The organism is Anaerotignum sp., from assembly GCF_017483025.1.
In the GTDB taxonomy this organism is placed as follows: domain Bacteria; phylum Bacillota; class Clostridia; order Lachnospirales; family Anaerotignaceae; genus Anaerotignum_A.
This window is the reverse complement of sequence record NZ_JAFUMA010000010.1, coordinates 63,387-87,757: the sequence shown is the minus strand read 5'-3', so window position 1 is coordinate 87,757 and position 24,371 is coordinate 63,387. Positions and strand designations below refer to the sequence as shown.

The window sequence follows — 24,371 nt, the reverse complement described above, 5'->3', positions numbered from 1 at the left end:
ATACCACAAAACATTTTTTTGGTATAGTCAAAATTTCTTAATTCTTACATAAAATTCTGTTCTTATTTCACAACACGGAAGTTAAAACCATTTGTCTTCAGGCCAACAGAAACTTTATCCCCTGCATGGAACTTGCCCTGCAGATACTCTTCCGCAAAGGCATCCTCGATCTTGGACTGGATGGCCCGTCGAAGGGGTCTTGCACCGTAGGCCTTATCGTAGCCCTCTTCCGCGATTTTTTCTATGGCCTTTTCCGTAAAGGAAACAGTGATGCCCATATTTTCTTTTACCCGTTTTGCCAGAGTATCCGTCATCAGCTTCACGATCTGCACGATATCGCCCTTTTCCAGAGGATGGAAAACAATGATGTCATCGATTCGGTTCAGGAATTCAGGCTTGAAGATATTTTTCACTTCATCCATGACACCTTTTTTCATGTGCTCATAGCTCTGCTCTGCCGTTTCCACGCTGGTAAAGCCCAGACGTTTGGGTGCGGCGATGGTGCGTGCCCCGGCGTTGGAGGTCATGATGATAACGGTATTCTTGAAGTCTACCTTTCTGCCCTGACCATCAGTGATGTGACCGTCATCCAGCACCTGCAACAGGACGTTGAAAACTTCAGGAGAAGCCTTTTCGATTTCATCGAACAGGACAACGGAATAAGGATTGCGGCGCACTTTTTCGCTGAGCTGACCGCCCTCTTCATAGCCCACATAGCCCGGAGGAGAACCTACCATACGGGATACACTGTGCTTTTCCATATATTCAGACATATCGATGCGAACCATGGCGTTTTCATCCCCGAAAAGGGCTTCCGCCAAAGCCTTGGAAAGCTCTGTTTTACCCACGCCCGTAGGCCCCAGGAACAGGAAGGAGCCGATGGGTCTGTTAGGATCTTTCAGGCCGACACGGCCGCGGCGCACCGCTTTGGAAAGGGCTTTGACGGCCTCCTCCTGCCCAACGACACGCTGATGTAGTGTCTCTTCCAGGCGAAGCAACCGCTGGCTTTCTTCCTCCTTCATGCTCTGCACGGGGATACCTGTCCAGCGGGAAACCACTTCTGCCACATCGTCTTTTGTTACGATGGGCTCCGTATCGTTGCCTGTTTCCCATGCCTGCTTTGCTGCTTTCAGGCTAACGCGCAGTGCATCCTGTGCTTTCTTCACTTCTGCCGCTTTTTCGAATTCTTCTGTCTTGATGGCGGATTCCTTTTCTTTTTCCATTTCTGCGATACGCTGTTCCAGTTCCTTGACAGCTGTAGGGGCCGTATAGACGGAAAGGCGCAGACGGGATGCAGCTTCATCGATCAGATCGATGGCCTTATCTGGCAGAAAACGATCGGAAACATAGCGGGAAGACAGCTTCACAGCTGCTTCCAATGCTTCTGCAGAGATCGTTACCTTGTGGTGCATTTCATATTTATCTTTCAGAGCCGTCAGCATCTGGACAGCAACGGCTTCTGTAGGCTCTTCCACGCGAACAGGCTGGAAACGGCGTTCGAAGGCCGCATCTTTTTCAATATGTTTGCGATATTCTTCCAATGTCGTTGCGCCAATGAGCTGGATCTCGCCTCTTGCCATGGCAGGCTTCAGAATATTGGAAGCATCGATGGCGCCCTCCGCTGCACCTGCGCCGATGATGGTGTGAATTTCATCCACAAAAAGGATGATATTGCCTGCGGCACGGACTTCATCCAGTGCCTTTTTCATGCGTTCCTCAAATTCTCCGCGATATTTGGAGCCTGCTACCATAGCAGACAGGTCAAGAGAAACGATTTTCTTCTGTTTCAGGGTATCGGGGATATTTCCTTCCGCTATCTTCTGCGCCAGCCCTTCCACGATGGCAGTTTTGCCCACGCCAGGGTCACCCGTCAGGCAGGGGTTGTTTTTAGTGCGTCTGCTCAGGATTTGAACGATGCGTTCGATTTCATTATCTCTGCCAACAATGGGGTCGAATTTGCCCTGTTTTGCCATAGCAGTCAGATCTCTGCTGAATTTATCCAGTGTTTCTGTGGCGGATTTTTCCTCTTTTTCGGGGTTATGATGCATGCCCATGTCACCTGCGGGCTGGGCTTCGCTTTCCCCCAGCATCAGCATGATGTCTTCATAAAGATGCTGGATATTCACGCCAAGGCCTGTCAGCAGCTTTACAGCCAGGGTGTCTGTTTCCCCGAGAAGGGCGATGAGGATATGCTCTGTGCCCACGTAATTGGTGCCCATACGCAGGGCTTCCTGCAGGCTCAAGTCTACCACACGCTTCGCGCGAGGGGTCAGATCAGAAGGAACATAGAATGTTGTCTTTCCCTTATTCATTTCCGCGATGCGTTCCATCACCTGATGATATGTCACATTCTGGCTTTCCAGGGCCTTTGCGGCAACGCTTTCCTGTACCAGGGTCAGCCCCAGAAGGATATGCTCTGTACCTACATATTCATTGCCCAGCTTGGCAGCGGCGTCCTTTGCCCGTGCCAGAACGTCTTTCGCTTTTTTCGTATATTTGCCTTGCATTTCGTTTCACCTTCCTCACTCAATTTGTTAGCCATCCAAAGTTGTGATTGCTAATTTATGTGAGAAAATAAAAGAACTACTGGAGGTTTCGTTAGAAATCTTCGTGTTCTTTTATTTCCGCTTATTTTTATAGGATATCCCACATTATAATACATCTTACCGTAAAATGCAAAGGATACTTTCTCCTGTTTTCTTACAAATCCCTTAATTCCTCTGCAAAAAGGGAAAAAGGCTCTTTTTCGGGCTTTGCGGTGAAGGTAAAGGGCTCTTTCGTTTTGGGGTGGATGCCTTCTAATTTATAAGACCAGAGGGCGATATCCGTTTTGCCCCGTTTAGGGAAATTTTTATGATATTTTTTATCTCCCCAGATGGGAAAGCCTCCATGGGAGGTCTGTATTCTAATCTGATGATGTCTGCCTGTTTCCAGTTTGATTTCGGCAAGAGTCAGCCAGCCTATATCTGTTTCCTTCTCAGCAATCTTCCTATAATGTAAAATCGCTTTTTTTGCGCCCTTTCTATCTTTGGAAACGACTTCGGAAAGGTTCGTGCGGGCGTTTTTTAGAAGATAATCCTTCAATGTACCTTCTTCTGCAGGAAGTTTGCCACAAAGAACAGTCAGATATCGTTTATTGAGCCTGTTTTCCTGTAGGTCCTTTGACAGAATGGCTTCAGCTTTCTTCTCTTTCGCAAAAAGCATCACCCCGCCCACAGGCCTGTCCAGTCTATGAAGCAAACCCAAAGGTTGTTTTATATGGTTTTCCAGTTCCGATAACAAATCAGGGTCACCCGTTTTATCCGCCTGGGAAGGCATGCCCTGGGGCTTCACTGCCGCCAGAATATATTCATCTTCAAAAAGGATATTCATTCTCACACTTCCTTCAATACCATTGCGCTCTTGGGAGGCATGTTCAATTCCGCCACGCCCTTTTTCACAGGATACCGGAAATGGAAATCAGAGAAACCTTCACAGCTGGTCATCAGGCAGTTTTCCAGAGTACTTTCCTTCGACATGCCGATCTGCCATACGGGAACAGAAATATTCTTGTTCTCTTCCGTATTATTCAGTGCGACAATAAATTTATTATCCTTGTCGAAACGGCCATAAGCGATCACGCCGTATTCTCCAACCAGATGTTTCAGACAGCCGTGTCTCAAAACGGGATTTTCTTTTCTTAAATGAATCGATTTCTTATGGAATGCAATCAGTTCCTTATCTTCCTTGCCCCAGGGATAGGTGCGGCGGTTATCGGGATCTGTCCAGCCTGCAAGGCCTGCTTCGTCCCCATAATAGACCGTGGGTGCGCCGTTCCAGGTCATCTGCAAGAGAACAGCTTCGCGAAGAACTGCCTTGTCCGTGCCTCTTTCCGCCCCTTCGCTGCTGTCTGTCTCCAGTCTACCGACACAACGGTTGGTTCTGGTCAGGAAGCGGGAATGGTCATGGTTGGAAAGCTCATTCATAGCTGTTGCAATAGCCTGAGAAGGCAGCTTACCCATCTGATAGATCATGGTTCTCCAGAAAATATCGGCATCGTTATACATATCGTCCCGTTTTTCCGTGCTGTGCTTGGAAACGCCCGTCAGAAACCAGGTAACAGGCTCCATAAAGGCGTCATAATTCATAATGGAATCCCACTGGTCGCCTTGTAGCCAGCTTGTGGCATCGCCGTAATGCTCCGCCAGAATCAGTTTATCGGGGGAAATCTCTTTGATAGTATCACGGAATTCTGCCCAGAAATGATGGTTGAATTCGGAGGTCTTGCCCAGGTCGGCAGCAACGTCCAGACGCCAGCCATCCACGTTAAAAGGAGCAGACACCCATTTTTTGCCGATTTCCAGGATCTCATTTTTCAGCTCCTGGCAGCCCTCTTCATTCAGCTTGGGGTGGTTTTCATAGCCCCACCAGCCTTCATAGGTGCCGTCTTCCTTCCAATAGAAATAATCACGATAGGGGCTGTCCTTGAACTGGAACGCGCCTTTTCCTTCGCCTTTATAAAAGCCTTCTCTGTCCATCCATTTATGGAAAGCGCCGCAGTGGTTGAATACCCCATCCACCAGCACGCGAATGCCCTTTTCATGGGCTTTTTCCACCAGCTGGGCAAAAAGCTTGTCGGAAGCCGTCAGGTTTTCTTCGCGGGTCGTTCTTGTGGCATATATGCTTGCGCCGATGTTGGTTGTAGCGCAATTGTTCAGCAGTCTGCCGCCATCGCGGACGATTTTGCCCAGATGGGGGTCTATATGGTGATAATCCTGGGCATCATATTTATGGTTACTGGGGGAAACAAAAATGGGGTTGAAATAGATGACCTCTACGCCCAGATCTGCCAAATAATCCAGCTTATTAATGACGCCCTGCAGGTCGCCGCCATAGAAATGGTTCACATCCGTCGCCGCAGGAAGGGCATCCCATTTTTTTACCTGTTCCACCAGGTGGTTCAGGTAAACATACTCGTTGGTTCTCACATCATTGGAGGGGTCGCCGTTACAGAAACGGTCGGGATAGATCTGATACATAACCGCGCCCTTCGCCCAATCTGGGGTCTGGTAATCGCGGATGATTTGGAATTGCCCTTCATTTTTGAATTCATCAAAATATCCATATTTTGTATAATATCCAACTTCTTCGCCATGCTGGAGGCGGAAGTAATAGGTCGTTTTCTTTTCCGTAGGGGGCAAAGTCACCTTATAGTATTCAAAGATTCCGTCTTCCTCCGTTTCCTCCATCAGATATTCCCTTTCATCGGTGCATAGGAAAATGGCGGAAAAAGTTCCCTTACCCACACGAATAGAAATCTCCACCTCGTCTGTTGACAAAGGCTCTGCGGGAGAGCGGAATTGTTTTGTTTCGTCGCTGTATATAGACTGGATGCGGAAATCATCCGCAGTCAGGCTGAAGCCGGATGCGATCTGCTCTGGCATAGTTACACCACCTTAACTTTATATTTATTCACTTTTTCTATTATAATGGGTAAATATTATCTATGTCAATCGATTAGATTCTACTTCATTTTTTAGAAAAAAATAAAAATTACCCCTAAAAAATGAAGAAGAGCGACCTGCCGATGGTCGCTCTTCTTCAAAAGAGAAGGTATTTCTTATTGGGTCGGTACTATTTAAATCATAGTACATAGTGAAAATATTGGGGAGTTTTCACGTAGTTAGTATATCATGTGGGTCAAAAAAAGTCCAGTTAAAGTTAATAAAAATAAAAATTACTTATGGCAACTTAGCATCTTATGTTAATTATTATTTTCTACGCTTATATCAACTCATCAGATCTGCCAATATCTTCGCCAGGTTTTCCTCTCCCGTTACCCTTAGCCCTTCCCGTATCTGCCTTGCTTCCCCCTCCGGCAGAGCGGAAAGGGGCAGTTCCGTCTTCTCCTTCAAATGGATGGCTTTATTCCCATCCTCATAAAATACCGCCAGACAGCCGTCCTGTTCCCCAAGAATATAGGCTTCGCTGCTCATGCCTTCAATGGAGCAGCGGAGGATGACCTTTTCAGGAGAAAAGAAAACGATCTGCCAGCCGTTATAAATGCTTTTCAGTTGTTCCAGATCCAGCCCCTGCAGGAAATCAGGGGCAAGCTCGATCTGCTCCTTCGTTACCCGGTCGCTGGTGTAAAAATACTGATAAATCATTTTCGTCTGGGCGTTGATGAGCTTCTGTGTGCGGATCACTTCCCTGATTTCTGCCCCTGCGGCAATCTGCTTATCTCTTTCTCCCATCCAAAGGGCAACGTAATATCCCGCAAAGAGACAGATCAGAAAGCTGGCTAATGCTGCCACAACGATTGCTTTTCGCATAGTACCACCTCTTGGGAGGAGTATGGACAGAATTTCCTGAATTTATTCCGAACATAAAGAAGAGCTATGCACTTGCATAGCTCTTTCTTTTTATAGATTAATAGAGTCTTAGATGCACAGGAACCCCGTTTTTGTAGGTACAGGGCAATTCTCCCTGGATCAGGGGAAGCAGATAATCGATCATTTCCTGGGTCACATCGTTGCCCGCAGGGTTGATCCATTCATCAGGCACTGTTTTCACCTGATTTGCAATCTGATCAATATCCACGAAGTCGATCTCAAAACGATAAGGCTTTGTAGAGGTTCTCTTGATGCAGGCCATTTTGCCTGTGCCGCCGCTGATGGCATAATCTGCCGCTGCGGAGCCAATCAGCCTGGATTCATAGATATCAGAAGCAGAAGCCACATGGGAAGCGCATCTTTGCATCACATTCAGCTCGATACTTCTTACCTTACAGCCGATTTCAAAACGCAAGATCTCCTCCAGATAACGGGACGCACCCGCTAAAATCTTATGACCAAAGGCATCGACTGCCCTATCCTTCAGAGTATCCGTCACATAATCGCCCTCTTCATTTTTGATGCCTTCGCTGACGGCAATGATGATGGAATGTTTTTCTTCCATTTTCGCCCGCACATCATCCAAAAACTGGTCTACAAAGAAGGGTCTTTCACAAAGATAAATTAAATCAGGGGCGGTATCGCCATTGAGCCTACCCAAGGCGGAAGCTGCTGTCAGCCAGCCTGCATCTCTGCCCATAATCTCCACAATGGTGATGGAGGGCTGGGCATATACATTGCAGTCGCAGGAAATTTCAGACATAGTGGTGGACACATATTTTGCCGCAGAGCCAAAGCCGGGGCAATGATCTGTTTCCATCAGGTCATTGTCGATGGTCTTGGGGGCGCCGATGATCTTGATATCATCGATATGCATGCGTTCACAAAAGCCGGATAGCTTTTTGACTGTATCCATGGAATCGTTGCCGCCGATATAGATGAAATAGCCAATATTATATTTACGGAAGACCTTAATGATCTTATCGTATTCAAAGGTGCTTTCTTCCCAATGGGACAGCTTCATGCGGCAGGAGCCCAAGGCAGAAGAAGGGGTCTGGCAAAGAAGCTGCAGGGTCTCAGGGTCTGCCAGCTTGTCGTTCAATTCGATGAGCTTATCCGTCAGGATGCCCATAATACCGTTTTTCGCGCCATAAATTTTATCGATATTCTGATCAGCAAGACCTTTTTCCACAACGCCCACCAGGGTAGCATTGATCGCTGCAGAAGGACCGCCGGACTGCGCAACCAAAAGATTTTTCATAGTATACTTCCTTCCTATCCCAAAAAGGATATTCTTATGTTTCTGTAAAAAATACAGAGCCGTTTCCTTTCGTTACGCTCATTATATCACTTTTGCCAACGAAAGCAAGTGGCGAAATCAGGCAAGGATCAGCTTCAGGAAGAAGAGGAACGCGATCACAACGATCACAGGATTCAGTTCGCTCTTTCTTCCGCTGAAGAATTTCAGCAATACATAGGAAATAACGCCGAATACCAGACCTTCGGAGATACTGTAGCATACAACCATCATCAGGATGGTCATAAATGCGGGGAAACCTTCTGTATAGTCAGCAAATTCAATATCAGATACATTTTCTACCATCATCAGACCAACGACTACCAAGGCAGGTGTTGTTGCGAAGGAAGGGATGGTCGTCAGCAGAGGGCTGAACAGCAGTGCGATCAGGAACAGGATACCTGCAGTAAATGCTGTCAGGCCGGTTCTGCCGCCATCGGAAACGCCGGAAGCAGATTCTACGAATGTTGTTACTGTAGATGTACCCAGAACAGCGCCCAGAGTTGTAGCCGCCGCATCAGCGAACAGTGCGCCTTTAATCTTGGGCAGTTTGCCATCTTTATCCAGGAAACCTGCTTTTGTGGAGACACCGATCAATGTACCCAGTGTATCAAACAGGTCAACAAACAGGAATGCAAAGATGACTACGATAAAGTCAAAAATAGAAATACCGGAGAAAGTCAGTTTGCCAGCAACAGGCATAATGCTGGGAGGTGCGGAGATGATGCCTGTAGGGATCAGGGAATACGCGCCTGCTTCCACATCAACTACGTACAGTCCTGTCAGCTGACAGATGATACCCAGCAACCATGTAACCAGGATACCAACCAGCAGGGCACCCTTTACTTTTCTAATAACCAATACTAAAGTAATGATAGTACCAATCAGTGCTAAAGCAACGGGGACGGTTCTAACATCACCCAAACCAACACAGGTGGAAGCGTTATTTATAACAACACCTGCATTCTGCAGACCGATAAAAGCGATATACATGCCGATACCAACGCTTACCGCTTTTTTCATATTTGTGGGAATGGCGTTAAAGATGGCTTCACGGACATTTACTGCAGAAAGGACAATAAAAATGATACCTTCCACAAATACTGCAGCCAATGCCACTTCCCAGCCGTAACCATACTGCAGAACTACCGTATAGGCAAAATATGCATTCAGACCCATACCAGGAGCCAATACGAAAGGATAGTTGGCAAAGAGTGCCATAAAGAATGTACCCAGAGCAGAAGCAATACATGTGGCTGTCAGCACTGCGCCATAATCCATGCCTGTAACAGACAGAATACTGGGGTTGACTACCAGGATGTACGCCATGGTCATAAAGGTAGTCAGACCAGCCATGACCTCAGTCTTCATGGTCGTGTTGTTTTCTTTCAATTTGAAGCATTTTTCGATGAAACTCAAAACTTTTCCTCCTCTTTTTTGGTAAAAGAATGATTAGAAACAAAAATCAAATCCAGTATACATTGTTTTACAAAAAACCGCAAGATATCTCATCCGATTTCCCCCTCCCGCAGCCTACAATTTTTTCACGATATTTCTCTGTTTTTTCGGAAAAAATACCATGGGGCTTTTGTTTTCTCTTGTCAGGAAAGAGTACCTGTGCTAATATAAAAAATGAAGATTCAAGACAGACGAACCGTCGGCCTGACCGGCGGTTTTACTATTTTCAAAATCGAAAACTATTGAATGGAGGGATATGATGAATCAAGAAATGATCCTCATTCTGGACTTCGGCGGACAGTATAACCAGCTGATCGCCCGTCGTGTCAGAGAACACCATGTATACTGCGAGATCTTGCCCTGGAAAAAATCTCTGGATGAGATTAAGGCAAAAAACCCCAAGGGCATCATCTTCACCGGCGGCCCCAACAGCGTTTATGAAGAGGGTTCCCCCAAGGTAGACCCTGCCCTGTTTGAGCTGGGCGTGCCTGTGCTGGGCATCTGCTATGGCTGCCAACTGATGGCCTATACCCTGGGCGGTAAAGTTGGCCATGCCGCAGAGCTGAGCGAATACGGCAAGGCAGAAGTGAAATTCGATAACACCAGCAAGCTCCTGAATGGCATCGATGAAAACGAGATCTGCTGGATGAGCCACACAGACTATGTAACAGAATTACCCGAAGGCTTCCGTGTCATCGGCACGACACCTACCTGCCCCGCCGCAGCCATCGAATGTGAAGCAAAGGGCTTCTACGGTGTGCAGTTCCACCCCGAAGTAAACCATACACCCAAGGGCTCCGAAATGATCCGCAACTTCCTTTATGAAGTCTGCGGATGTAAAGGCGACTGGACGATGACAAACTATATCGAAGACCAGATCAAACACATCCGCGAAAAAGTTGGCGACGGCAAGGCTCTTTGCGCCCTTTCCGGCGGCGTCGATTCCTCCGTTGTGGCGGCTCTGGTTTCCAAAGCCATCGGCAAGCAGCTGACCTGCGTTTTCGTTGACCATGGCCTGATGCGCAAAAACGAAGGCGACGAAGTAGAACAGATCTTCGACGGCTATTTCGACTGCCATTTTGTCAGAGCTAATGCTCAGGAACGTTTCCTTGGCAAGTTGAAAGGTGTAACAGACCCCGAACAGAAACGCAAGACCATCGGCGAAGAATTCATCCGCGTATTTGAAGATGAAGCGAAGAAGATCGGCAAGGTAGATTTCCTGGTGCAGGGTACCATCTACCCCGATATCATCGAAAGTGGCCTGGGCGATTCTGCTGTGATCAAATCTCACCATAACGTAGGGGGACTTCCCTCCGTTGTGGATTTCAAGGAGCTGATCGAGCCCCTGCGCCTGTTGTTCAAGGATGAAGTGCGTCAGATGGGCCTGGAACTGGGCCTGCCTGAATCTCTGGTATGGAGACAGCCCTTCCCCGGCCCCGGCCTAGGCGTGCGTGTCATCGGCGAGGTGACAGAAGAAAAGGTCGCTATCCTGCAGGATGCCGATGCCATTTTCAGAGAAGAAATCGCCAAAGCCGGTCTGGACAGAGAAATCAACCAGTATTTCGCTGTCATCACAGACGTGCGCTCCGTAGGCGTTATGGGCGATTTCCGCACATATGATTACACCATCGCCCTTCGCGGCGTAACAACAACAGACTTCATGACAGCCGATTGGGCAAGAATCCCCTACGATGTGCTGGATAAGGTCTCCACTCGTATCGTCAATGAAGTGAAACATGTGAACCGTATTGTATATGATATCACTTCTAAACCACCCGCAACGATTGAATGGGAATGATCGTCAGCGGACTTTCTATAATGAACGTCAAACCCTCGAGCTTTCTCGGGGGTTTTTTCATGGTTTTGCCGCGGAGCAAAAAGTCAACAAAAAAGGACGGTTTCCCGTCCTTTTTTCTTAAATATATGTATCTCTTACTTTTCTCTTGTCACATCAGCGAAGAAAGCATTCATTTCCTCTTCTGTCTGGAAGTTTGCCAGATACATCTGGTTGCCCATGGCGCCGCTCAGCGCATCAGGGATACGGTCTACCATCTTCATCTGTGCGCCGTATTTTGCCATAATGTCATCGTAGTTCATTGCCTTGGGCTTGCCGTCACGCAGGCCCGCAAATGCGCAGTAAGCATGCTCACCCAGAGGCTTTGTGGAAGCGTCGAAGGCAATCATGTCAGCCCAGATCTTATAAACATCTGTGCTGTAGGCAAAGTTCATCATATCGGGGGAGAAGCCGCCGCTGGGGCGCATGTTTACTTCCAGCGCCATGATGTCGCCCTTCTTGCCCAGGCCCTTCTGGTCTTCCATCAGACGGAAAAATTCAAAATGCACGAAACGGCTCTTCACGCCAAAGGCTTTTACCGTATCACGACCTGCTTTTCTTGTTTCTTCAGGCAGTTCCTTCAGGATATAGAAAATGGAATGATCCAGATTATTTACCGTATCCATGATGGAAGCGGGTGTCACATTGCCTGCTTCAAACATAGGCTCGCCGTTAGCATCGATGATGGCATCATAGGAGCATACCTGACCTTTTACGAATTCCTCCATGATATACTGCACGCCTTCATGTCTCTGACCATAGAAGCTTTCCAGCTCTGCATCTGTTGTGATCTTGAAGTTATGGGATGCACCTACGCCATTATCGGGCTTTGCCACCACGGGATAGCCAACTTCCTTTACAAATTTTCTGTAGCCTTCCATGTCATCCACCAGGTGATAGCGGGCAACGGAAAGACCTGCTTTTTTGTAGTATTCCTTCATTTTGGATTTATACTTGATACGAGGGATATCGTCATTCTGGAAGCCAGATGTGATGTTGAAATCCGTACGCAGCTTTGCGTCTCTTTCCAGCCAATATTCGTTGTTAGATTCCAGCCAGTCGATACGGCCATGCTTGAAGATGAAGAAAGCCACCGCGCGATAAACTTCATGGTAATTTTCCAGGCTGCTTACTTTATAATATTCATTCAGGCTGTTTTTCAGTTCCTGGCTCAATTCATCATAGGGCTGATCGCCGATACCCAGCACATTCAGGCCGTTATCCTTCAGTTCCTTGCAGAATTTCCAGTAGTTTGTGGGGAAGTTGGGGGAAATAAATACAAAATTTTTCATAGATGCCTCCGTGTTTCTCTTTTTACTTCTTTGCTGTTTCTTTTCTCTGTTGTTTCTTTTTCTTCTTTTGCTTTTTATTTTTTTGATCTTCTTTTTTATTTCTTTTGCTTTTTGTTTTCTTGTTTTTTATCCCCTGTACAATAAAGTCTTCATAAAAATGGGAATCTGTCTTTCCCAGCTAGCTTCGCAATGCTCCCCATAGGGCACAATGCGGCTGTCCAGCAGTACCCCCTTCTGCATGAGCATAGCGGAAATCTCACCATAGATACGGCGCATGCCTTTATGGTTGCCGAATTCATTGGAGCCATAGTCCATATACAAAATAGTATGAGGGTTAATATTTGCCCGATTGATCATGCTCTTCACCTTTCGCACATCCGTCCAGAGAGAAGGGGACAAGGCCGCCGCCCTGGAATAGATGTGGTTATACTGCAGCAGCGCATACAGGCTCATCAGGCCACCCATGCTGCTGCCTGCGATGAAGGTGTGATCTCTGTCGGGCAGGGTGCGGAAGTTTTCATCAATGGCGGGCTTCAGCTCATAGGCAAACCAGTCCATGGTGGTCTTCCCTCTGCCTGCGATCTCGCCCAGTTCTCCGTCACGGAAGGTGAAGGGAGCATATTCCTTCAGTCTGCCGTTGTCAGGATCGTGGCTGCATTCCACGGCAACAATGATCATCTGGATATGAGCGCGGTTCATAAAGCGTTCCATGCCCCAGCTTTTGCCGTAGGTGGCATCCTCGTCAAAGAATACATTATGCCCGTCGAACATATACAGGACAGGATATCTCCTTTCCGGCTGGCGGAAATAGGATCTTGGCAAATAAATATAAGCGAATCGTTCCTCGCATCCCCCCGGTACCGGAACTGTCACCTCAAAACGTTCTGTCATTTTCATCTCTCCCATCTGTTCTTTCCCTCTATTTGGGAAAGAAGGATACAGTTAAATATAACACAAGGAAAAATAAATAGCAAGGGAACAGCCTTTTTTCGTTTTTTCCGAGAAAAAAGATATTCCTGAAGAGGACGGCTATTATCCCATGTAATACAAAAAAGCACTTTTTCATCTTTACACTGCCCTGATCCGGGGCTATAATAAAAACAGATATATTGCAGGAAAGGCGGGGTGATCATGGATAAAAAGTTAAAATTGCTGCTGGATGATCTCAGAAATTATAAAGATCGTCTTTCCATTGCGCTGAAAATCGCGGATATCTCCATTTTCGAAGTGGATCTGCAACGACAACTTTTTACATTCTTTGAAAATTCCGACAGCATCTTCGAAAAAAGAGGTGATGATATCATCTGGGAAATCAACGCTTTCAGCGAACTTGCCCCGGAAGCCTACTGGAATGCAGTCAGCGGCTATTTTGCCCATCCGGAGGATGCCTATGCCATGGAAAATGCCTTCCGCAGCATACTGGGAGGCCGTTCTATTTCCTTTGAGGCAAGGCTGAAGGCCGGCAATACCTCCGCCAAATGGTGCAAGGTGGATGTAGCGCCTGTCCTGGCGAATGGGGTCCCCCAGAAGATGATTGGCATCGTTTCCGATATTCACCATATGAAAAAACGCATCGATTTCCTGGAAAACTCCGTTTATACCGATCCTTTCACCGGGCTCTATTCCAAGAAACGCTTTGCAGAACTATGCCGCAGCGTGCTGGAAAGCAGAGAGGATTCCAAATGCATCATGATGGTCATCGATCTGGATTATTTCAAGCTGGTCAACGATACCCATGGCCATATGGCCGGGGATGAAGTGCTCCTTTCCTTCTCCCAGCACCTTTCCTCTGCTGTCCGCAAAAAGGACATCGTGGCGCGCTTCGGCGGGGATGAATTTGTTCTGCTCCTCTTGGATGTGACAGGCATCGAGATCGGCAGGCAAAAGGCAGAAGAAATCCTTCGCCTGCAGGATAATGATTACGGCGTGACAAAAAGCATCGGTATCTCTATGTATCCCGATATGGGCAAGACCTATGAGGAGCTGTTCCAGAAGGCGGATAAAGCCCTCTATCAGGCAAAACAAAAACGAAACGCCTATTGTGTTTACGGCGAAGAATAAAAAGGAATCAAAAAAGAGAGTCTTTCGACTCTCTTTTTTATTCTTTAAGTAGTTCCAGCCCTTTTTCCGTCAGCCCCTTGATGATATAGTCTGCCCCGCAGCACATATCAATCTCCACCACTTCCGCCAGGTCTTTCTCCTCCGCCAGGACGATGAAGGCATTGGCCTCCACCGCGGTGATGCCCGCCGCCTTGTAAATATCTGTGACGTCAGCTTCGTTTTTCTTTTCTACGATCTCCAAGGTGATTTTCAAAAGTCGTTTCATCTCTTCTTGTTCCATGTTGCTCTCCTCCTTTTTTTCTTCTTCCCAAAGTATAGCATAAATGTCTCCACTGTACCCTCTCTTTTCTTTCTCTGATTTCAGCAACAGATTTATAGTTACATTTCATCTATCGATTTTAGCTATGGATTCCATTCCATTTTTCTAATAAATTCTTTTTCTGCATCGGTTTCATACAAAAAAAATTTACACAAAATACACAAAAAGATTGATAAATCAACGTTTCTAGTTGATTTTAAAACAAATTTTCATATATTAGATTTTTTTATCATTTCCTATTGACAGATAATACTATTATTGATATATTCTATAAATATAAAAAGCGATCAAAAACAGTTGTTTCTATCAGACAAACAAATTTCAATAGAAGGAGTGATAGCATTGATCACTTATAACGAAAAGACCAACCTGCTGGAACTGAGACGATACAAGTATAACCTGCAGGACGTAGCAGAGCCCAACCTCTACCGCGACAACTACAGCTACGACGAAGTGCCCAAGGTAACCTTCAACTATCGTCAGGTTCCCATGAATGTGCCCGATGAAATCTGGCTGACAGATACTACCTTCCGTGACGGTCAGCAGTCCCGCGCACCCTACACCGTAGAGCAGATCAAAACATTATACGAAATGATCCACCGCCTGGGCGGCCCCAATGGCAAGATCAGACAGTGCGAATTTTTCCTCTACAGCGAAAATGACCGCAGAGCCATCGAAGCCTGCCGTGAAATGGGTTTTGAATTTCCTGAGATCACTGGCTGGATCAGAGCCACAAAGGAAGATTTCAAACTGGTAAAACAAATGGGGATGCCTGAATGTGGTATCCTGGTTTCCTGTTCGGACTATCACATCTTCAATAAATTACATAAAACAAGAAAAGAAGCCATCAAAGGCTATCTGGAAATCGTTGAAGCAGCGCTGGATATGGGCATCACCCCCCGCTGCCACTTCGAAGACGTAACAAGAGCCGACTTCTACGGCTGCGTTGTTCCCTTTGCAACAGAGCTGAAAAAACTGATGGATAAATATCAGGTTCCTGTAAAGATCCGTTTCTGTGATACTATGGGTTATGGCGTTCCTTATCCCGGTGCTACTCTGCCCCGTTCTGTCGGCGGTATCATCTATGGTGTTAACCACTTCGCTCAGATCCCTTCCGAGCTGCTGGAATGGCATGGTCATAACGACTTCTATAAGGCAGTTGTAAATGCTTCTACAGCATGGCTGTATGGCTGTTCTGCCGTTAACTGCTCTCTGCTGGGCATTGGCGAAAGAACAGGTAATACCCCTCTGGAAGCCATGGTCATGGAATACGCTTCCCTGAGAGGCACACTGGACGGTATGGACACAACCGTCATCACTGAGATCGCTGAATACTATGAAAAAGAACTGGGCTACAAAGTGCCCCCTCGCACTCCTTTCGTAGGCCGTGACTTTAATGTAACCCGCGCAGGCATCCACGCTGACGGCGTTGCAAAGGACGAAGAAATCTACAACATCTTCAACACAGGCAAACTGCTGAATCGTCCTCTGAGCGTAGAAGTGAATAAAAACTCCGGCCTGGCGGGTGTTGCTTACTGGCTGAATCAGACCCTGAAACTGAAAGGCAGTGATAAGATCGACAAAAACGACCCCCGCACTGTTGTGTTGAAAGAATGGGTAGACCATCAGTATGACAATGGTCGTATGACCTTCATCTCTGAAGAAGAAATGGAAGGCGCATTAAGAAAACTGCTCCCCGATCTGGCAAAATTACTTTAAGATAAATCTTTTCTCTAGGAGGAACAAACTATGGGAATGAATATTACTGAAAAACTCATCAAAAATCATCTGGTAAGCGGCGAAATGGTGGCCGGTAAGGAAATCGCTATCAAGATCGACCAGACACTGACACAGGACTCCACAGGCACTATGGCATATCTGCAGTTTGAAGCCATTGGCATCCCCCGTGTCAAAACAGAAAAATCCGTTGCATATATCGATCACAACACTCTGCAGACAGGTTTCGAAAATGCAGACGATCATAAATATATTCAGACAGTCACAAGCAAACACGGCATCTACTTCTCCAAACCCGGCAATGGTATCTGCCATCAGGTACATCTGGAACGTTTTGGTAAACCCGGTAAAACTCTGCTGGGCTCCGACAGCCATACTCCCACAGGCGGCGGCATCGGTATGCTGGCCATCGGCGCAGGCGGTCTGGACGTTGCAGTAGCCATGGGCGGTGGTGCGTACTATCTGGCAATGCCCAAGGTTTGCAGAGTCAACCTGACAGGCAAGCTTTCCCCCTGGGTAACAGCAAAAGACGTGATTTTGGAAGTGCTGAGACGTCTCTCCGTTAAAGGCGGTGTAGGCAAAGTTATGGAATATGCTGGTGAAGGTGTGAAATCCCTGAGCGTTCCTCAGCGTGCGACTATTACAAACATGGGCGCAGAACTGGGCGCAACCACATCCGTATTCCCTTCTGATGAAGTAACAAAAGCATTCCTGGATGCCCAGGGCCGAGGCGAAGATTGGATCGAACTGAGCGCTGACGCAGATGCAACTTATGATGAAGAAGTGACAATTGCTCTGGACGAAATCGCTCCTCTGGTGGCTTGCCCTCACTCCCCCGATAATATCAAACAGGTAAAAGATATCCAGGGTCTGAAAGTAGATCAGGTTGCCATCGGCTCCTGCACAAACTCTTCCTATACAGACATGATGACAGTAGCTGCCCTGCTGAAAGGCAAATCCGTACATCCTGATGTCAGCCTGGTTATTGCTCCCGGCTCCAAGCAGGTTATGAACATGCTGGCAGCAAACGGCGCTCTGGCGGATATCATTTCCGCAGGTGCACGTATTCTGGAATGTGGCTGCGGCCCTTGCATCGGTATGGGTCAGGCTCCCGCAACAAACGCAGTTTCCCTGCGTACCATCAACAGAAACTTTGAAGGCAGAAGCGGCACAAAATCTGCACAGGTATATATCGTTTCCCCCGAAACAGCCGTTGCATCTGCACTGGCAGGCGTTGTGACAGATCCTCACGCTTTGGGGGAAGCTCCTTTGGTTTCCATGCCTGAGCATTTCATGGTAAATGATAACCTGATCATTCCTCCCGCTCCCGAATACAAGGACGTAAAAGTGGTAAGAGGCCCCAATATCCAGCCCTTCCCTAAAAACACAAAGGTTCCTAAAGAAATCAAAGGCGGCGCACTGATCAAAGTGGACGACAATATCACCACAGACCACATCATGCCCTCCAATGCGAAGCTGCTGCCTTTCCGTTCCAACGTACCTTATCTGGCAGATTACTGCCTGACACCCTGCGACCCTGAATTCCCCGCAAGAGCAAAAGCAGCAGGCGGCGGTTTCATCATCGCTGGTCAGAACTATGGTCAGGGTTCCAGCCGTGAACATGCGGCACTGGCTCCTCTGCAGCTGGGCGTAAAAGGCGTTATCGCAAAATCTTTTGCCCGTATCCATATGGCAAACCTCATCAATAACGGTATTCTGCCTCTGGTATTTGTCAATGAATGGGATTACGATAGCATCCAGCTGGGCGACGAATTCGTCATCAAATACGCAGCTGACCAGATCAAGGGCGCAGTAAAGGGTCAGGAAGTCATGGTTACATGCGTACGCACAGGCAAGGAATTTGCAACAAGACTGAATATTTCCGCAAGACAGGCTGATATCCTGCTGGCAGGCGGTCTGCTGAACTATACGAAAGAAGGTAAATAATATGGCATATAAAGTAACTTTGATCCCCGGTGATGGCAGCGGCCCCGAAGTCGTTGCTGCAGCAAAAAGAGTCGTAGAAGCCACAGGCGTCGCCATCAAATGGGACGAAATGGAAGCAGGTGCAGCCATGATCGAAAAATATGGCACTCCCCTGCCCGATCATGTCATCGATTCCATCCGTAAAAACGGCGTTGCCCTGAAGGGCCCCATCACTACTCCTGTTGGCACAGGCTTCCGCAGCGTAAATGTTGCCCTGCGTAAAACCTTTGACCTCTATGCAAACGTACGCCCTGCCAAAACATATCCAGGTGTGATCACAAGATTTGAAAATATCGACCTGGTTATCGTAAGAGAAAATACAGAAGACCTGTATGCAGGTATCGAACACATGGTAGGCGAAGATGCAGCAGAAAGCATCAAGCTCATCACAAGAAAAGGCTGTGAACGCATCTGCCGTTACGCTTTCGACTATGCTGTCCGCGAAGGCAGAAAAAAAGTGACTGCTGTACATAAAGCAAACATCATGAAATGCACAGATGGTCTGTTTTTGGACGTTGCCCGTCAGATCGCCAAGGAATATCCTCAGATCGAATTCAACGACAGTATCGTTGACGCTATGTGTATGAGACTGGTGATGCATCCTGAAGATTATGATGTACTGGTTTGCCCTAACCTCTATGGTGATATCGTTTCCGACCTGTGCGCAGGTCTGGTTGGCGGCCTAGGCCTGACCCCCAGCGCAAACATTGGCGTAGACGGTGCCATCTTCGAACCCATCCATGGTTCTGCCCCCGATATCGCTGGGCAGCATAAGATCAACCCTACAGCCTGCATCCTCTCCGCCTCCCTGATGCTGGCCCACCTGGGCGAAGCAAAGGCTGCTGCAGCCATCGAAAAAGCTGTATCCGCAGTCATTTCCGAAGGAAAAACCCTGACACAGGATATGGGCGGCACAGCAAGCACAGAAGAATTTGCTGACGCTGTCATTGCGAAATTATAAGCACAAAAATAACCCCGAGTATCAAAACTCGGGGTTTTCTTTTTTATTTTTCCAATTCCTGGGGCGTTACAGGCAGTGTGCTGTACTGCAGCTTTACGGGAGAACCGGGGAATTCTCTGCGATATGCCTTCTGGATACGCTCCAGAACCATATTGGAGGTCTCAAAAGTCGTTGTTGGCAGCATGATAAGGTATTGATTCAGGCTATAGCGGGTGAAAACATCCCCACGGCGCAAACTGCGGGTAATGACCGTCTTCAGCCCATCCATAGTACGATTCACGATCTTCTGATTGGGCACGCCGTCCCCCGCTTCATTCATTATGCTCATCAGCCCGATATAAACAGACTGCCCTGTTCTGGCAACACTGCGGCTTTCCAGCCGATAGATCATCTTGAAAAATTCAAATTCACAGTAGAAACAGCCAGGGGCAGACTCTTCCACCAGTTTTTCCCGAATGACTTCCAGGTTCAGCTCCGTTGCGGATGTGGTCTTCACCACTTCCTTATACAATGCCGTCAGTTCATCGGAAGGAGTTATGCCGAATTGGCGGAAGAACAGCTCCGATACATGGTGATATTCTTCCAGGGCCAGTATAGTCTGCTTCGTTTCGATAAGACCTTTCAACAGATAGAGATAGAAATTTTCTTCATAGGGTTGGTAGCGGATAACCTCTCTGCAAAGGGATATCAGCTCATCATAACGCCCCAACGCATACAAAATCTCCGCCGCCTCTGTGGCCGCCTGCAGATATTTCACGCTATATTTATGGCTCAGCTCCATGACCCAGGGTTCGGAAGCATTTTTTTGCAGAAATTCCCCTTCATATAGCCCGATGGCTTTCAGGAGATGTTCCAGCTTTTCGCTTTCCTCCGCTGTTTGCTCCGCCTTTTGGCAGGCTTTTTCAAATTCCTCCGTATCCAGGGTACATTTCACATCGGGATTCCAGCCGTAGCCCCCTTTTTTATACAAAATCAGCTGGGCGCCGTCCTCTCCCAGTTCCTTCAAAAAGGTGCGTACGCGGTGCATCAGCACCTTCAGGGTATTGATAGGGTCTTTCGTATCTCCGCCCGCCCAAAGGAGATCTGTCAGCTCCTTCTGAGAGATCACACGGTCTCTGTGGACAAGGATATATTCCAACAATGTCCAGACCTTTTTGGAACGATTCGCCTGGTCTGTAATGGTAAACTCTCCATCGGAAATGGAAAATTCCCCAAAAAGTTTTACGTAATATTTCGATTTCATGGACATCAACCTCTTATTTTCATCTCACCTATCATATGTAACCAAATTTGTAACTATTTATTTTATGGTAACAAAAGTTATAAATTCTGTCAAATTAAAAATGTTAAATCTCTCTATAATAACGATTCTTTTGTTGAATTTGTAACCCTATTGTGTTAAAATAATAAAAAGATATTTACAAAAGAGGAGGTATATTATGTCGATCACTCCCGTTAAATTTGTTCCCTATGAAATGAAGACCACGCTGGTGCGTGTCTATTCCTATGAAAATAAAACACTGCAGGGCACCATCTCCAATCCCTTTTTTGAAACCGATATCGTGTTCGAAAATGTGATGCAGTTTATCACCATCCTGGAATTCCTTTCCGATTCTCTGGTCTATCCCCAAAAGGCAATGGAGTTGCGTCAATTCGATCATGGGAAGGAAGAAAAAAACGGCTTTGGTTTTACCACCTCCGTAGATTTTTCCAAAAAATTCCCCCTCGCTACCTTTGAGGTGGAGATCCTCTTCCGTCAGAATGCCAGCTGGCAGGGAAAGGTAACATACGCAGAACAGGGTTCCTCCGCTGCCTTCCGCAGCGCGCTGGAGCTTCTGATGCTAATGGACAATGCCCTTTCCGAAGCAAATTAAGAAAAAAATAAGACCGAAGCTTTTTTTCAAAGGCTCGGTCTTTTTTATTTTACTCTGTGATATTCGTTTCCTTTGGAATCTCCTCCGCAAGGACTGCATTCACCACGAAGCGATATTTCTTCGCCCCCGCAGGGGTACAGGTGGAAAGGGTCAAAATCTGGTCTTCTGTAGTAGGTATGATATCCGAAGCAATGACACTATTGGCTTTCATATGGTCGATCATCTGTTGGAAAACAGCATCATCAGCAAAGGACATATAGTACGTAGGGGAATCTACATGAGCCGTATAGGCAGAGAAAACATGATAGATCAGCGTTCTGTCGGGCAATATGATCTCAACAGTATCATGGGCATCGACAAAATCCTGCTCCTTATAATCTATCAATGCGCCAAACATAGATTTATTCACCATATTGTGTCCATAAAGCACCACATGGCGGTCGTCCATGCCTGTATTGCGGAATTCCAGGAAAATACTGCCGTAGGAAGACCACTGGCCATCATAGGTGCGGTTCAGATAATATTTGTTGTCCTCCCCGTCCAAAAGGGGATAATCCACCCCTGTTTCAGGAATGGTGATCCAGCCAAACACATCCTCATTCACCGCCTGCAGGCTGGCGAAATCAATAACACGTTCTTCTTTTTCCTCTTCCGCGGTGGTTGCGTCCCCAGCCTCCACCACGAATTCCTTGGCAGTCTCGTAAATCTTGTCGCCCTTTCGGTATTCCATAAAATATTTTACAAAAAAAACTGCGGAAACCAGGAATACGCACACCAGAACGAACATCAGGGCGCGGCGTAATTTATCAGACATACATTCATCGTCCCCTTCCCTGTTTCATACGTTTTTCCAAGATATCGGGGTGCAGAGCATACTGCAGAGCCGTATCCACTGTAATTTTCCCTTGCTGGAAAAGAGCAAGCAGGCTATTATCCATGGTCACCATGCCCTCTGCTGCCGCCATGCCCATGGTGGTCTCGATCTGATGCACCTTAGATTCGCGGATCATATTTCGGATGGCAGGATTCACATGCATGATCTCAAAGGCAGGCACCACACCCCCGTCTACGGAAGGCACCAACTGCTGAGAAACCACCGTTTGCAGGAGCATTGCCAGCTGCACGCGCACCTGCTGCTGCTGATTGGGCGGGAAAATATCAATGATTCGGTCAATGGTATTGGCTGCGCCCACGGTATGCAATGTAGAGAACACCAGATGTCCTGTTTCCGCCCCCGTCATGGCGATGCGGATGGTCTCATGGTCGCGCATTTCCCCCACCAGAATGACATCGGGCGCCTGACGCAGACAGGCACGCAAACCTGTCACGTAATCCGCCGTATCGATACCCACTTCTCTCTGGGTCACAATGGATTGATCGTTGCGGTAGAGATATTCGATGGGATCTTCCAAGGTGATGATATGCCCGCTTCTGGTATGATTGATGCGGTCGATGATGCAGGCCAGGCTGGTAGATTTGCCGCTGCCTGCCGTGCCCGTCACCAAAATCATGCCCTTCTGGGTATCTGCCAGCTGCAGTACTTCTTCGGGAATGCCCAGCTCTTTATAATTGGGAATACCGAAGGAAACCACGCGCAGCACCGCCGCAAAAGAACCCCTCTGCTTGAAGGCGCTCATACGCAGGCGGGCCATATTGGGCACGGAAATGGCGAAGTCGTCATCCCCCTCCTGCTCCAAAATGGTGAGGTCTCTTTTGGCAATGGCGTACGCCTCCTCCACCAATGCACGGGAAGTATTGGGCATCACCTTTTCCTCTTCCATCTTGAAGATATTTTTCCCTTTTTTATAGGACAAGGGCTGACCAGCCACGATAAATACATCTGATGCACCTGCATCGATGGCAATACGCAGCATATCTAAAAATGAAAGCATCCTATTCCTCCTTTTCTTCCAGTTCCCCGTCCCAAAGGGTCAGGCTATCGTCCGGCGTCCATTCTGCCGTGGAGACCACCTGCCAACGGGTCATTTCCCAATCCTCCATCAAGGTCAGCGCCACAGAAAGGGCCTGCCCTTCGTCGATGGGAGATTCATATGTAAAAATCAAGATATTTCCTTCTTCAACGACATCGATATGGTTTTCTTCTGCAAAGGCAACGGCATCCGTCGCTGCCATCAGCCCATTTGCCAATTTGGCGGCGGTACGTTCCGCCGCATAATATTCCTCCGCAGCTTCCGCCCGTTTTTCAGCAAGCTTCCGTTCCGAAAGGGCCGTGGATAGGCTCAAAACGGAAAAGACCGTCAGGCAGAGAACGCATAAGATCACTGCCATGGATGTGATGCCGATGCTAATTTTCGGTGTCTTAGCCATCCGCCGTCACCGCCTCACATTCCAGAGAGAAAATTTCCTCTTCTCCGCTGAAAACGGCGATATCCGCCGCTGTTTCTTCACATACAAACTCCATTCGGAGCCATTCTTCCTCATAAAAAATAGAAAAACTGTTCTCATCGGGCAGAGCACCCATCTGTTCCGCCGTTTCCGCCAAATCGCCATGAGTGGCTTTCCAATATTCCGCCGCCTTCTGGGCTTCCATGCAGGCGAAGTCCAGCCTTTGGCTTTCAGCGGAAATACGTTTCGCCCCTGTGAAAACCTGCAGGCATACCGCCGCAGAAATGGAAAACACCAGCAGCATGATGATAAACTCCATCAGAAACAAAGGTGTTTTGGAACGTGTCTTCATTCCGCCGCCCCCTTTCCACTTTGCAGAGCAACGACTCCTTCCGCAGTCTCTCCCTCTGCTTCACAGGTGAAGGAAAGAATATTTCCTTCTAAATCAAAATCCAGCCCATCCAAAGGCATGATGCTCTGCCCGTCGACGGGCTCGGCCTCCATCTCCGCCCCGCAGAAAAGCTCCATCAGGTCTCCGTCGGCGCAGTAAAGATAGGTCAGGTATTCTTTCCCATTGATTTTCTCTTTTAAGATCAGGCTTTCCACATTCCCAAGCATACCAACAGAAACGGCATCCTCTGTGTCATAATGACGCACTTTCGCCGTCACATATCCCACACAGGTGGTGACACTGAACTGTTCTTCCATCACATCGGAAATAGTACGATATATTTTTGCTCCCGTCAAAAGGACGAGGAACATACAACAGGTGAACAGGAAAAACAGCAAAACATTCGGCAGTATTTCCAGCAAACGGGACTGTTTTCCCATCCTT

At 47.5% G+C, this 24,371-nt stretch carries 21 protein-coding genes; 6 read left to right on the top strand and 15 right to left on the bottom strand.

Annotation, left to right across the window (positions count from 1 at the left end):
• Nucleotides 1–62: 62 nt before the first annotated feature.
• The 6 genes from IJ369_RS00850 to IJ369_RS00825 form a co-directional block, all read right to left on the bottom strand.
• Nucleotides 63–2,507: an ATP-dependent Clp protease ATP-binding subunit gene (locus tag IJ369_RS00850; RefSeq protein WP_290714884.1), complete on the bottom strand. Its 2,445-nt coding sequence runs from the start codon at nt 2,505–2,507 to the stop codon at nt 63–65.
• Nucleotides 2,508–2,700: 193 nt separating this feature from the next.
• The gene (locus IJ369_RS00845; RefSeq protein WP_290714880.1) at nt 2,701–3,372 is read right to left on the bottom strand and encodes an RluA family pseudouridine synthase; all 672 of its coding nucleotides are present in this window, start codon (nt 3,370–3,372) and stop codon (nt 2,701–2,703) included.
• Between the two features lie 2 nt (nt 3,373–3,374).
• Nucleotides 3,375–5,423, bottom strand: a complete 2,049-nt coding sequence (locus IJ369_RS00840) for an alpha-glycosidase (protein WP_290714878.1) — start codon at nt 5,421–5,423, stop codon at nt 3,375–3,377.
• A 345-nt stretch (nt 5,424–5,768) separates the two neighbouring features.
• On the bottom strand, nt 5,769–6,311 hold the full coding sequence (locus tag IJ369_RS00835; protein WP_290714876.1) for a BofC C-terminal domain-containing protein: 543 nt from the start codon (nt 6,309–6,311) through the stop codon (nt 5,769–5,771).
• Nucleotides 6,312–6,408: 97 nt separating this feature from the next.
• A complete protein-coding gene (locus IJ369_RS00830; protein ID WP_290714873.1) occupies nt 6,409–7,632 on the bottom strand; it encodes a 6-phosphofructokinase in 1,224 nt (407 codons plus the stop codon).
• A 117-nt stretch (nt 7,633–7,749) separates the two neighbouring features.
• Nucleotides 7,750–9,039 (bottom strand): NCS2 family permease, encoded by a 1,290-nt coding sequence (locus tag IJ369_RS00825; protein ID WP_290715036.1) that lies wholly within the window; start codon nt 9,037–9,039, stop codon nt 7,750–7,752.
• 346 nt (nt 9,040–9,385) lie between these two features.
• Here IJ369_RS00825 and guaA point away from each other — a divergent pair, with 346 nt between their 5' ends.
• Nucleotides 9,386–10,924: a glutamine-hydrolyzing GMP synthase gene (guaA, locus tag IJ369_RS00820; protein WP_290714872.1), complete on the top strand. Its 1,539-nt coding sequence runs from the start codon at nt 9,386–9,388 to the stop codon at nt 10,922–10,924.
• 134 nt (nt 10,925–11,058) lie between these two features.
• Here guaA and IJ369_RS00815 read toward each other — a convergent pair whose 3' ends face one another.
• Together IJ369_RS00815 and IJ369_RS00810 are read right to left on the bottom strand one after the other, a co-directional pair.
• A complete protein-coding gene (locus IJ369_RS00815; RefSeq protein ID WP_290714869.1) occupies nt 11,059–12,252 on the bottom strand; it encodes an ATP-grasp domain-containing protein in 1,194 nt (397 codons plus the stop codon).
• A gap of 126 nt (nt 12,253–12,378) precedes the next feature.
• Nucleotides 12,379–13,143, bottom strand: coding sequence for an alpha/beta hydrolase (locus IJ369_RS00810; RefSeq protein WP_290714866.1), 765 nt, complete (start codon nt 13,141–13,143; stop codon nt 12,379–12,381).
• Between the two features lie 240 nt (nt 13,144–13,383).
• Here IJ369_RS00810 and IJ369_RS00805 point away from each other — a divergent pair, with 240 nt between their 5' ends.
• The gene (locus IJ369_RS00805; RefSeq protein ID WP_290714863.1) at nt 13,384–14,313 is read left to right on the top strand and encodes a sensor domain-containing diguanylate cyclase; all 930 of its coding nucleotides are present in this window, start codon (nt 13,384–13,386) and stop codon (nt 14,311–14,313) included.
• 37 nt (nt 14,314–14,350) lie between these two features.
• Here IJ369_RS00805 and IJ369_RS00800 read toward each other — a convergent pair whose 3' ends face one another.
• A complete protein-coding gene (locus IJ369_RS00800; protein ID WP_290714860.1) occupies nt 14,351–14,593 on the bottom strand; it encodes a hypothetical protein in 243 nt (80 codons plus the stop codon).
• A gap of 375 nt (nt 14,594–14,968) precedes the next feature.
• Here IJ369_RS00800 and IJ369_RS00795 point away from each other — a divergent pair, with 375 nt between their 5' ends.
• Genes IJ369_RS00795 through IJ369_RS00785 form a run of 3 tightly spaced genes read left to right on the top strand, consistent with a single transcriptional unit; the run spans nt 14,969 to nt 19,316 of the window.
• Nucleotides 14,969–16,351, top strand: coding sequence for a 2-isopropylmalate synthase (locus IJ369_RS00795; RefSeq protein WP_442859654.1), 1,383 nt, complete (start codon nt 14,969–14,971; stop codon nt 16,349–16,351).
• Nucleotides 16,352–16,381: 30 nt separating this feature from the next.
• Nucleotides 16,382–18,316: an aconitate hydratase gene (locus IJ369_RS00790; RefSeq protein ID WP_290714855.1), complete on the top strand. Its 1,935-nt coding sequence runs from the start codon at nt 16,382–16,384 to the stop codon at nt 18,314–18,316.
• A 1-nt stretch (nt 18,317) separates the two neighbouring features.
• Nucleotides 18,318–19,316: an isocitrate/isopropylmalate dehydrogenase family protein gene (locus IJ369_RS00785; RefSeq protein WP_290714852.1), complete on the top strand. Its 999-nt coding sequence runs from the start codon at nt 18,318–18,320 to the stop codon at nt 19,314–19,316.
• 43 nt (nt 19,317–19,359) lie between these two features.
• Here IJ369_RS00785 and IJ369_RS00780 read toward each other — a convergent pair whose 3' ends face one another.
• Nucleotides 19,360–20,559 (bottom strand): BTAD domain-containing putative transcriptional regulator, encoded by a 1,200-nt coding sequence (locus tag IJ369_RS00780; RefSeq protein ID WP_290714850.1) that lies wholly within the window; start codon nt 20,557–20,559, stop codon nt 19,360–19,362.
• A gap of 196 nt (nt 20,560–20,755) precedes the next feature.
• Here IJ369_RS00780 and IJ369_RS00775 point away from each other — a divergent pair, with 196 nt between their 5' ends.
• Complete coding sequence (locus tag IJ369_RS00775; protein ID WP_290714848.1) at nt 20,756–21,190, top strand: hypothetical protein; 435 nt, start codon at nt 20,756–20,758, stop codon at nt 21,188–21,190.
• 49 nt (nt 21,191–21,239) lie between these two features.
• On the opposite strand, the gene srtB is transcribed toward IJ369_RS00775, so the two are convergent.
• From srtB to IJ369_RS00750, 5 genes are read right to left on the bottom strand one after another with little or no spacing between them, the layout of a single operon-like run.
• A complete protein-coding gene (gene srtB, locus IJ369_RS00770; RefSeq protein WP_290714845.1) occupies nt 21,240–22,004 on the bottom strand; it encodes a class B sortase in 765 nt (254 codons plus the stop codon).
• A 4-nt stretch (nt 22,005–22,008) separates the two neighbouring features.
• Nucleotides 22,009–23,082 carry a type IV pilus twitching motility protein PilT gene (locus tag IJ369_RS00765; RefSeq protein ID WP_290714842.1) on the bottom strand — a complete coding sequence of 358 codons (1,074 nt, stop codon included), beginning with the start codon at nt 23,080–23,082 and terminating at the stop codon, nt 22,009–22,011.
• Between the two features lies 1 nt (nt 23,083).
• Nucleotides 23,084–23,518, bottom strand: a complete 435-nt coding sequence (locus IJ369_RS00760; RefSeq protein ID WP_290714839.1) for a hypothetical protein — start codon at nt 23,516–23,518, stop codon at nt 23,084–23,086.
• Nucleotides 23,511–23,888, bottom strand: a complete 378-nt coding sequence (locus tag IJ369_RS00755) for a hypothetical protein (protein WP_290714836.1) — start codon at nt 23,886–23,888, stop codon at nt 23,511–23,513. Before IJ369_RS00755 ends, IJ369_RS00760 begins: the two co-directional genes overlap by 8 nt.
• Nucleotides 23,885–24,367 (bottom strand): DUF4860 domain-containing protein, encoded by a 483-nt coding sequence (locus IJ369_RS00750; protein ID WP_290714833.1) that lies wholly within the window; start codon nt 24,365–24,367, stop codon nt 23,885–23,887. Before IJ369_RS00750 ends, IJ369_RS00755 begins: the two co-directional genes overlap by 4 nt.
• Between the last annotated feature and the right edge of the window lie 4 nt (nt 24,368–24,371).

What these genes read in the sequence shown, in the direction of transcription:
- IJ369_RS00850 (WP_290714884.1), bottom strand. Translation starts at nt 2,507, where the DNA reads ATGCAAGGCAAATATACGAAAAAAGCGAAAGACGTTCTGGCACGGGCA.
- IJ369_RS00845 (WP_290714880.1), bottom strand. Translation starts at nt 3,372, where the DNA reads ATGAATATCCTTTTTGAAGATGAATATATTCTGGCGGCAGTGAAGCCC.
- IJ369_RS00840 (WP_290714878.1), bottom strand. Translation starts at nt 5,423, where the DNA reads ATGCCAGAGCAGATCGCATCCGGCTTCAGCCTGACTGCGGATGATTTC.
- IJ369_RS00835 (WP_290714876.1), bottom strand. Translation starts at nt 6,311, where the DNA reads ATGCGAAAAGCAATCGTTGTGGCAGCATTAGCCAGCTTTCTGATCTGT.
- IJ369_RS00830 (WP_290714873.1), bottom strand. Translation starts at nt 7,632, where the DNA reads ATGAAAAATCTTTTGGTTGCGCAGTCCGGCGGTCCTTCTGCAGCGATC.
- IJ369_RS00825 (WP_290715036.1), bottom strand. Translation starts at nt 9,039, where the DNA reads ATGAAGACTGAGGTCATGGCTGGTCTGACTACCTTTATGACCATGGCG.
- guaA (WP_290714872.1), top strand. Translation starts at nt 9,386, where the DNA reads ATGAATCAAGAAATGATCCTCATTCTGGACTTCGGCGGACAGTATAAC.
- IJ369_RS00815 (WP_290714869.1), bottom strand. Translation starts at nt 12,252, where the DNA reads ATGAAAAATTTTGTATTTATTTCCCCCAACTTCCCCACAAACTACTGG.
- IJ369_RS00810 (WP_290714866.1), bottom strand. Translation starts at nt 13,143, where the DNA reads ATGACAGAACGTTTTGAGGTGACAGTTCCGGTACCGGGGGGATGCGAG.
- IJ369_RS00805 (WP_290714863.1), top strand. Translation starts at nt 13,384, where the DNA reads ATGGATAAAAAGTTAAAATTGCTGCTGGATGATCTCAGAAATTATAAA.
- IJ369_RS00800 (WP_290714860.1), bottom strand. Translation starts at nt 14,593, where the DNA reads ATGGAACAAGAAGAGATGAAACGACTTTTGAAAATCACCTTGGAGATC.
- IJ369_RS00790 (WP_290714855.1), top strand. Translation starts at nt 16,382, where the DNA reads ATGGGAATGAATATTACTGAAAAACTCATCAAAAATCATCTGGTAAGC.
- IJ369_RS00785 (WP_290714852.1), top strand. Translation starts at nt 18,318, where the DNA reads ATGGCATATAAAGTAACTTTGATCCCCGGTGATGGCAGCGGCCCCGAA.
- IJ369_RS00780 (WP_290714850.1), bottom strand. Translation starts at nt 20,559, where the DNA reads ATGAAATCGAAATATTACGTAAAACTTTTTGGGGAATTTTCCATTTCC.
- IJ369_RS00775 (WP_290714848.1), top strand. Translation starts at nt 20,756, where the DNA reads ATGTCGATCACTCCCGTTAAATTTGTTCCCTATGAAATGAAGACCACG.
- srtB (WP_290714845.1), bottom strand. Translation starts at nt 22,004, where the DNA reads ATGTCTGATAAATTACGCCGCGCCCTGATGTTCGTTCTGGTGTGCGTA.
- IJ369_RS00765 (WP_290714842.1), bottom strand. Translation starts at nt 23,082, where the DNA reads ATGCTTTCATTTTTAGATATGCTGCGTATTGCCATCGATGCAGGTGCA.
- IJ369_RS00760 (WP_290714839.1), bottom strand. Translation starts at nt 23,518, where the DNA reads ATGGCTAAGACACCGAAAATTAGCATCGGCATCACATCCATGGCAGTG.
- IJ369_RS00755 (WP_290714836.1), bottom strand. Translation starts at nt 23,888, where the DNA reads ATGAAGACACGTTCCAAAACACCTTTGTTTCTGATGGAGTTTATCATC.
- IJ369_RS00750 (WP_290714833.1), bottom strand. Translation starts at nt 24,367, where the DNA reads ATGGGAAAACAGTCCCGTTTGCTGGAAATACTGCCGAATGTTTTGCTG.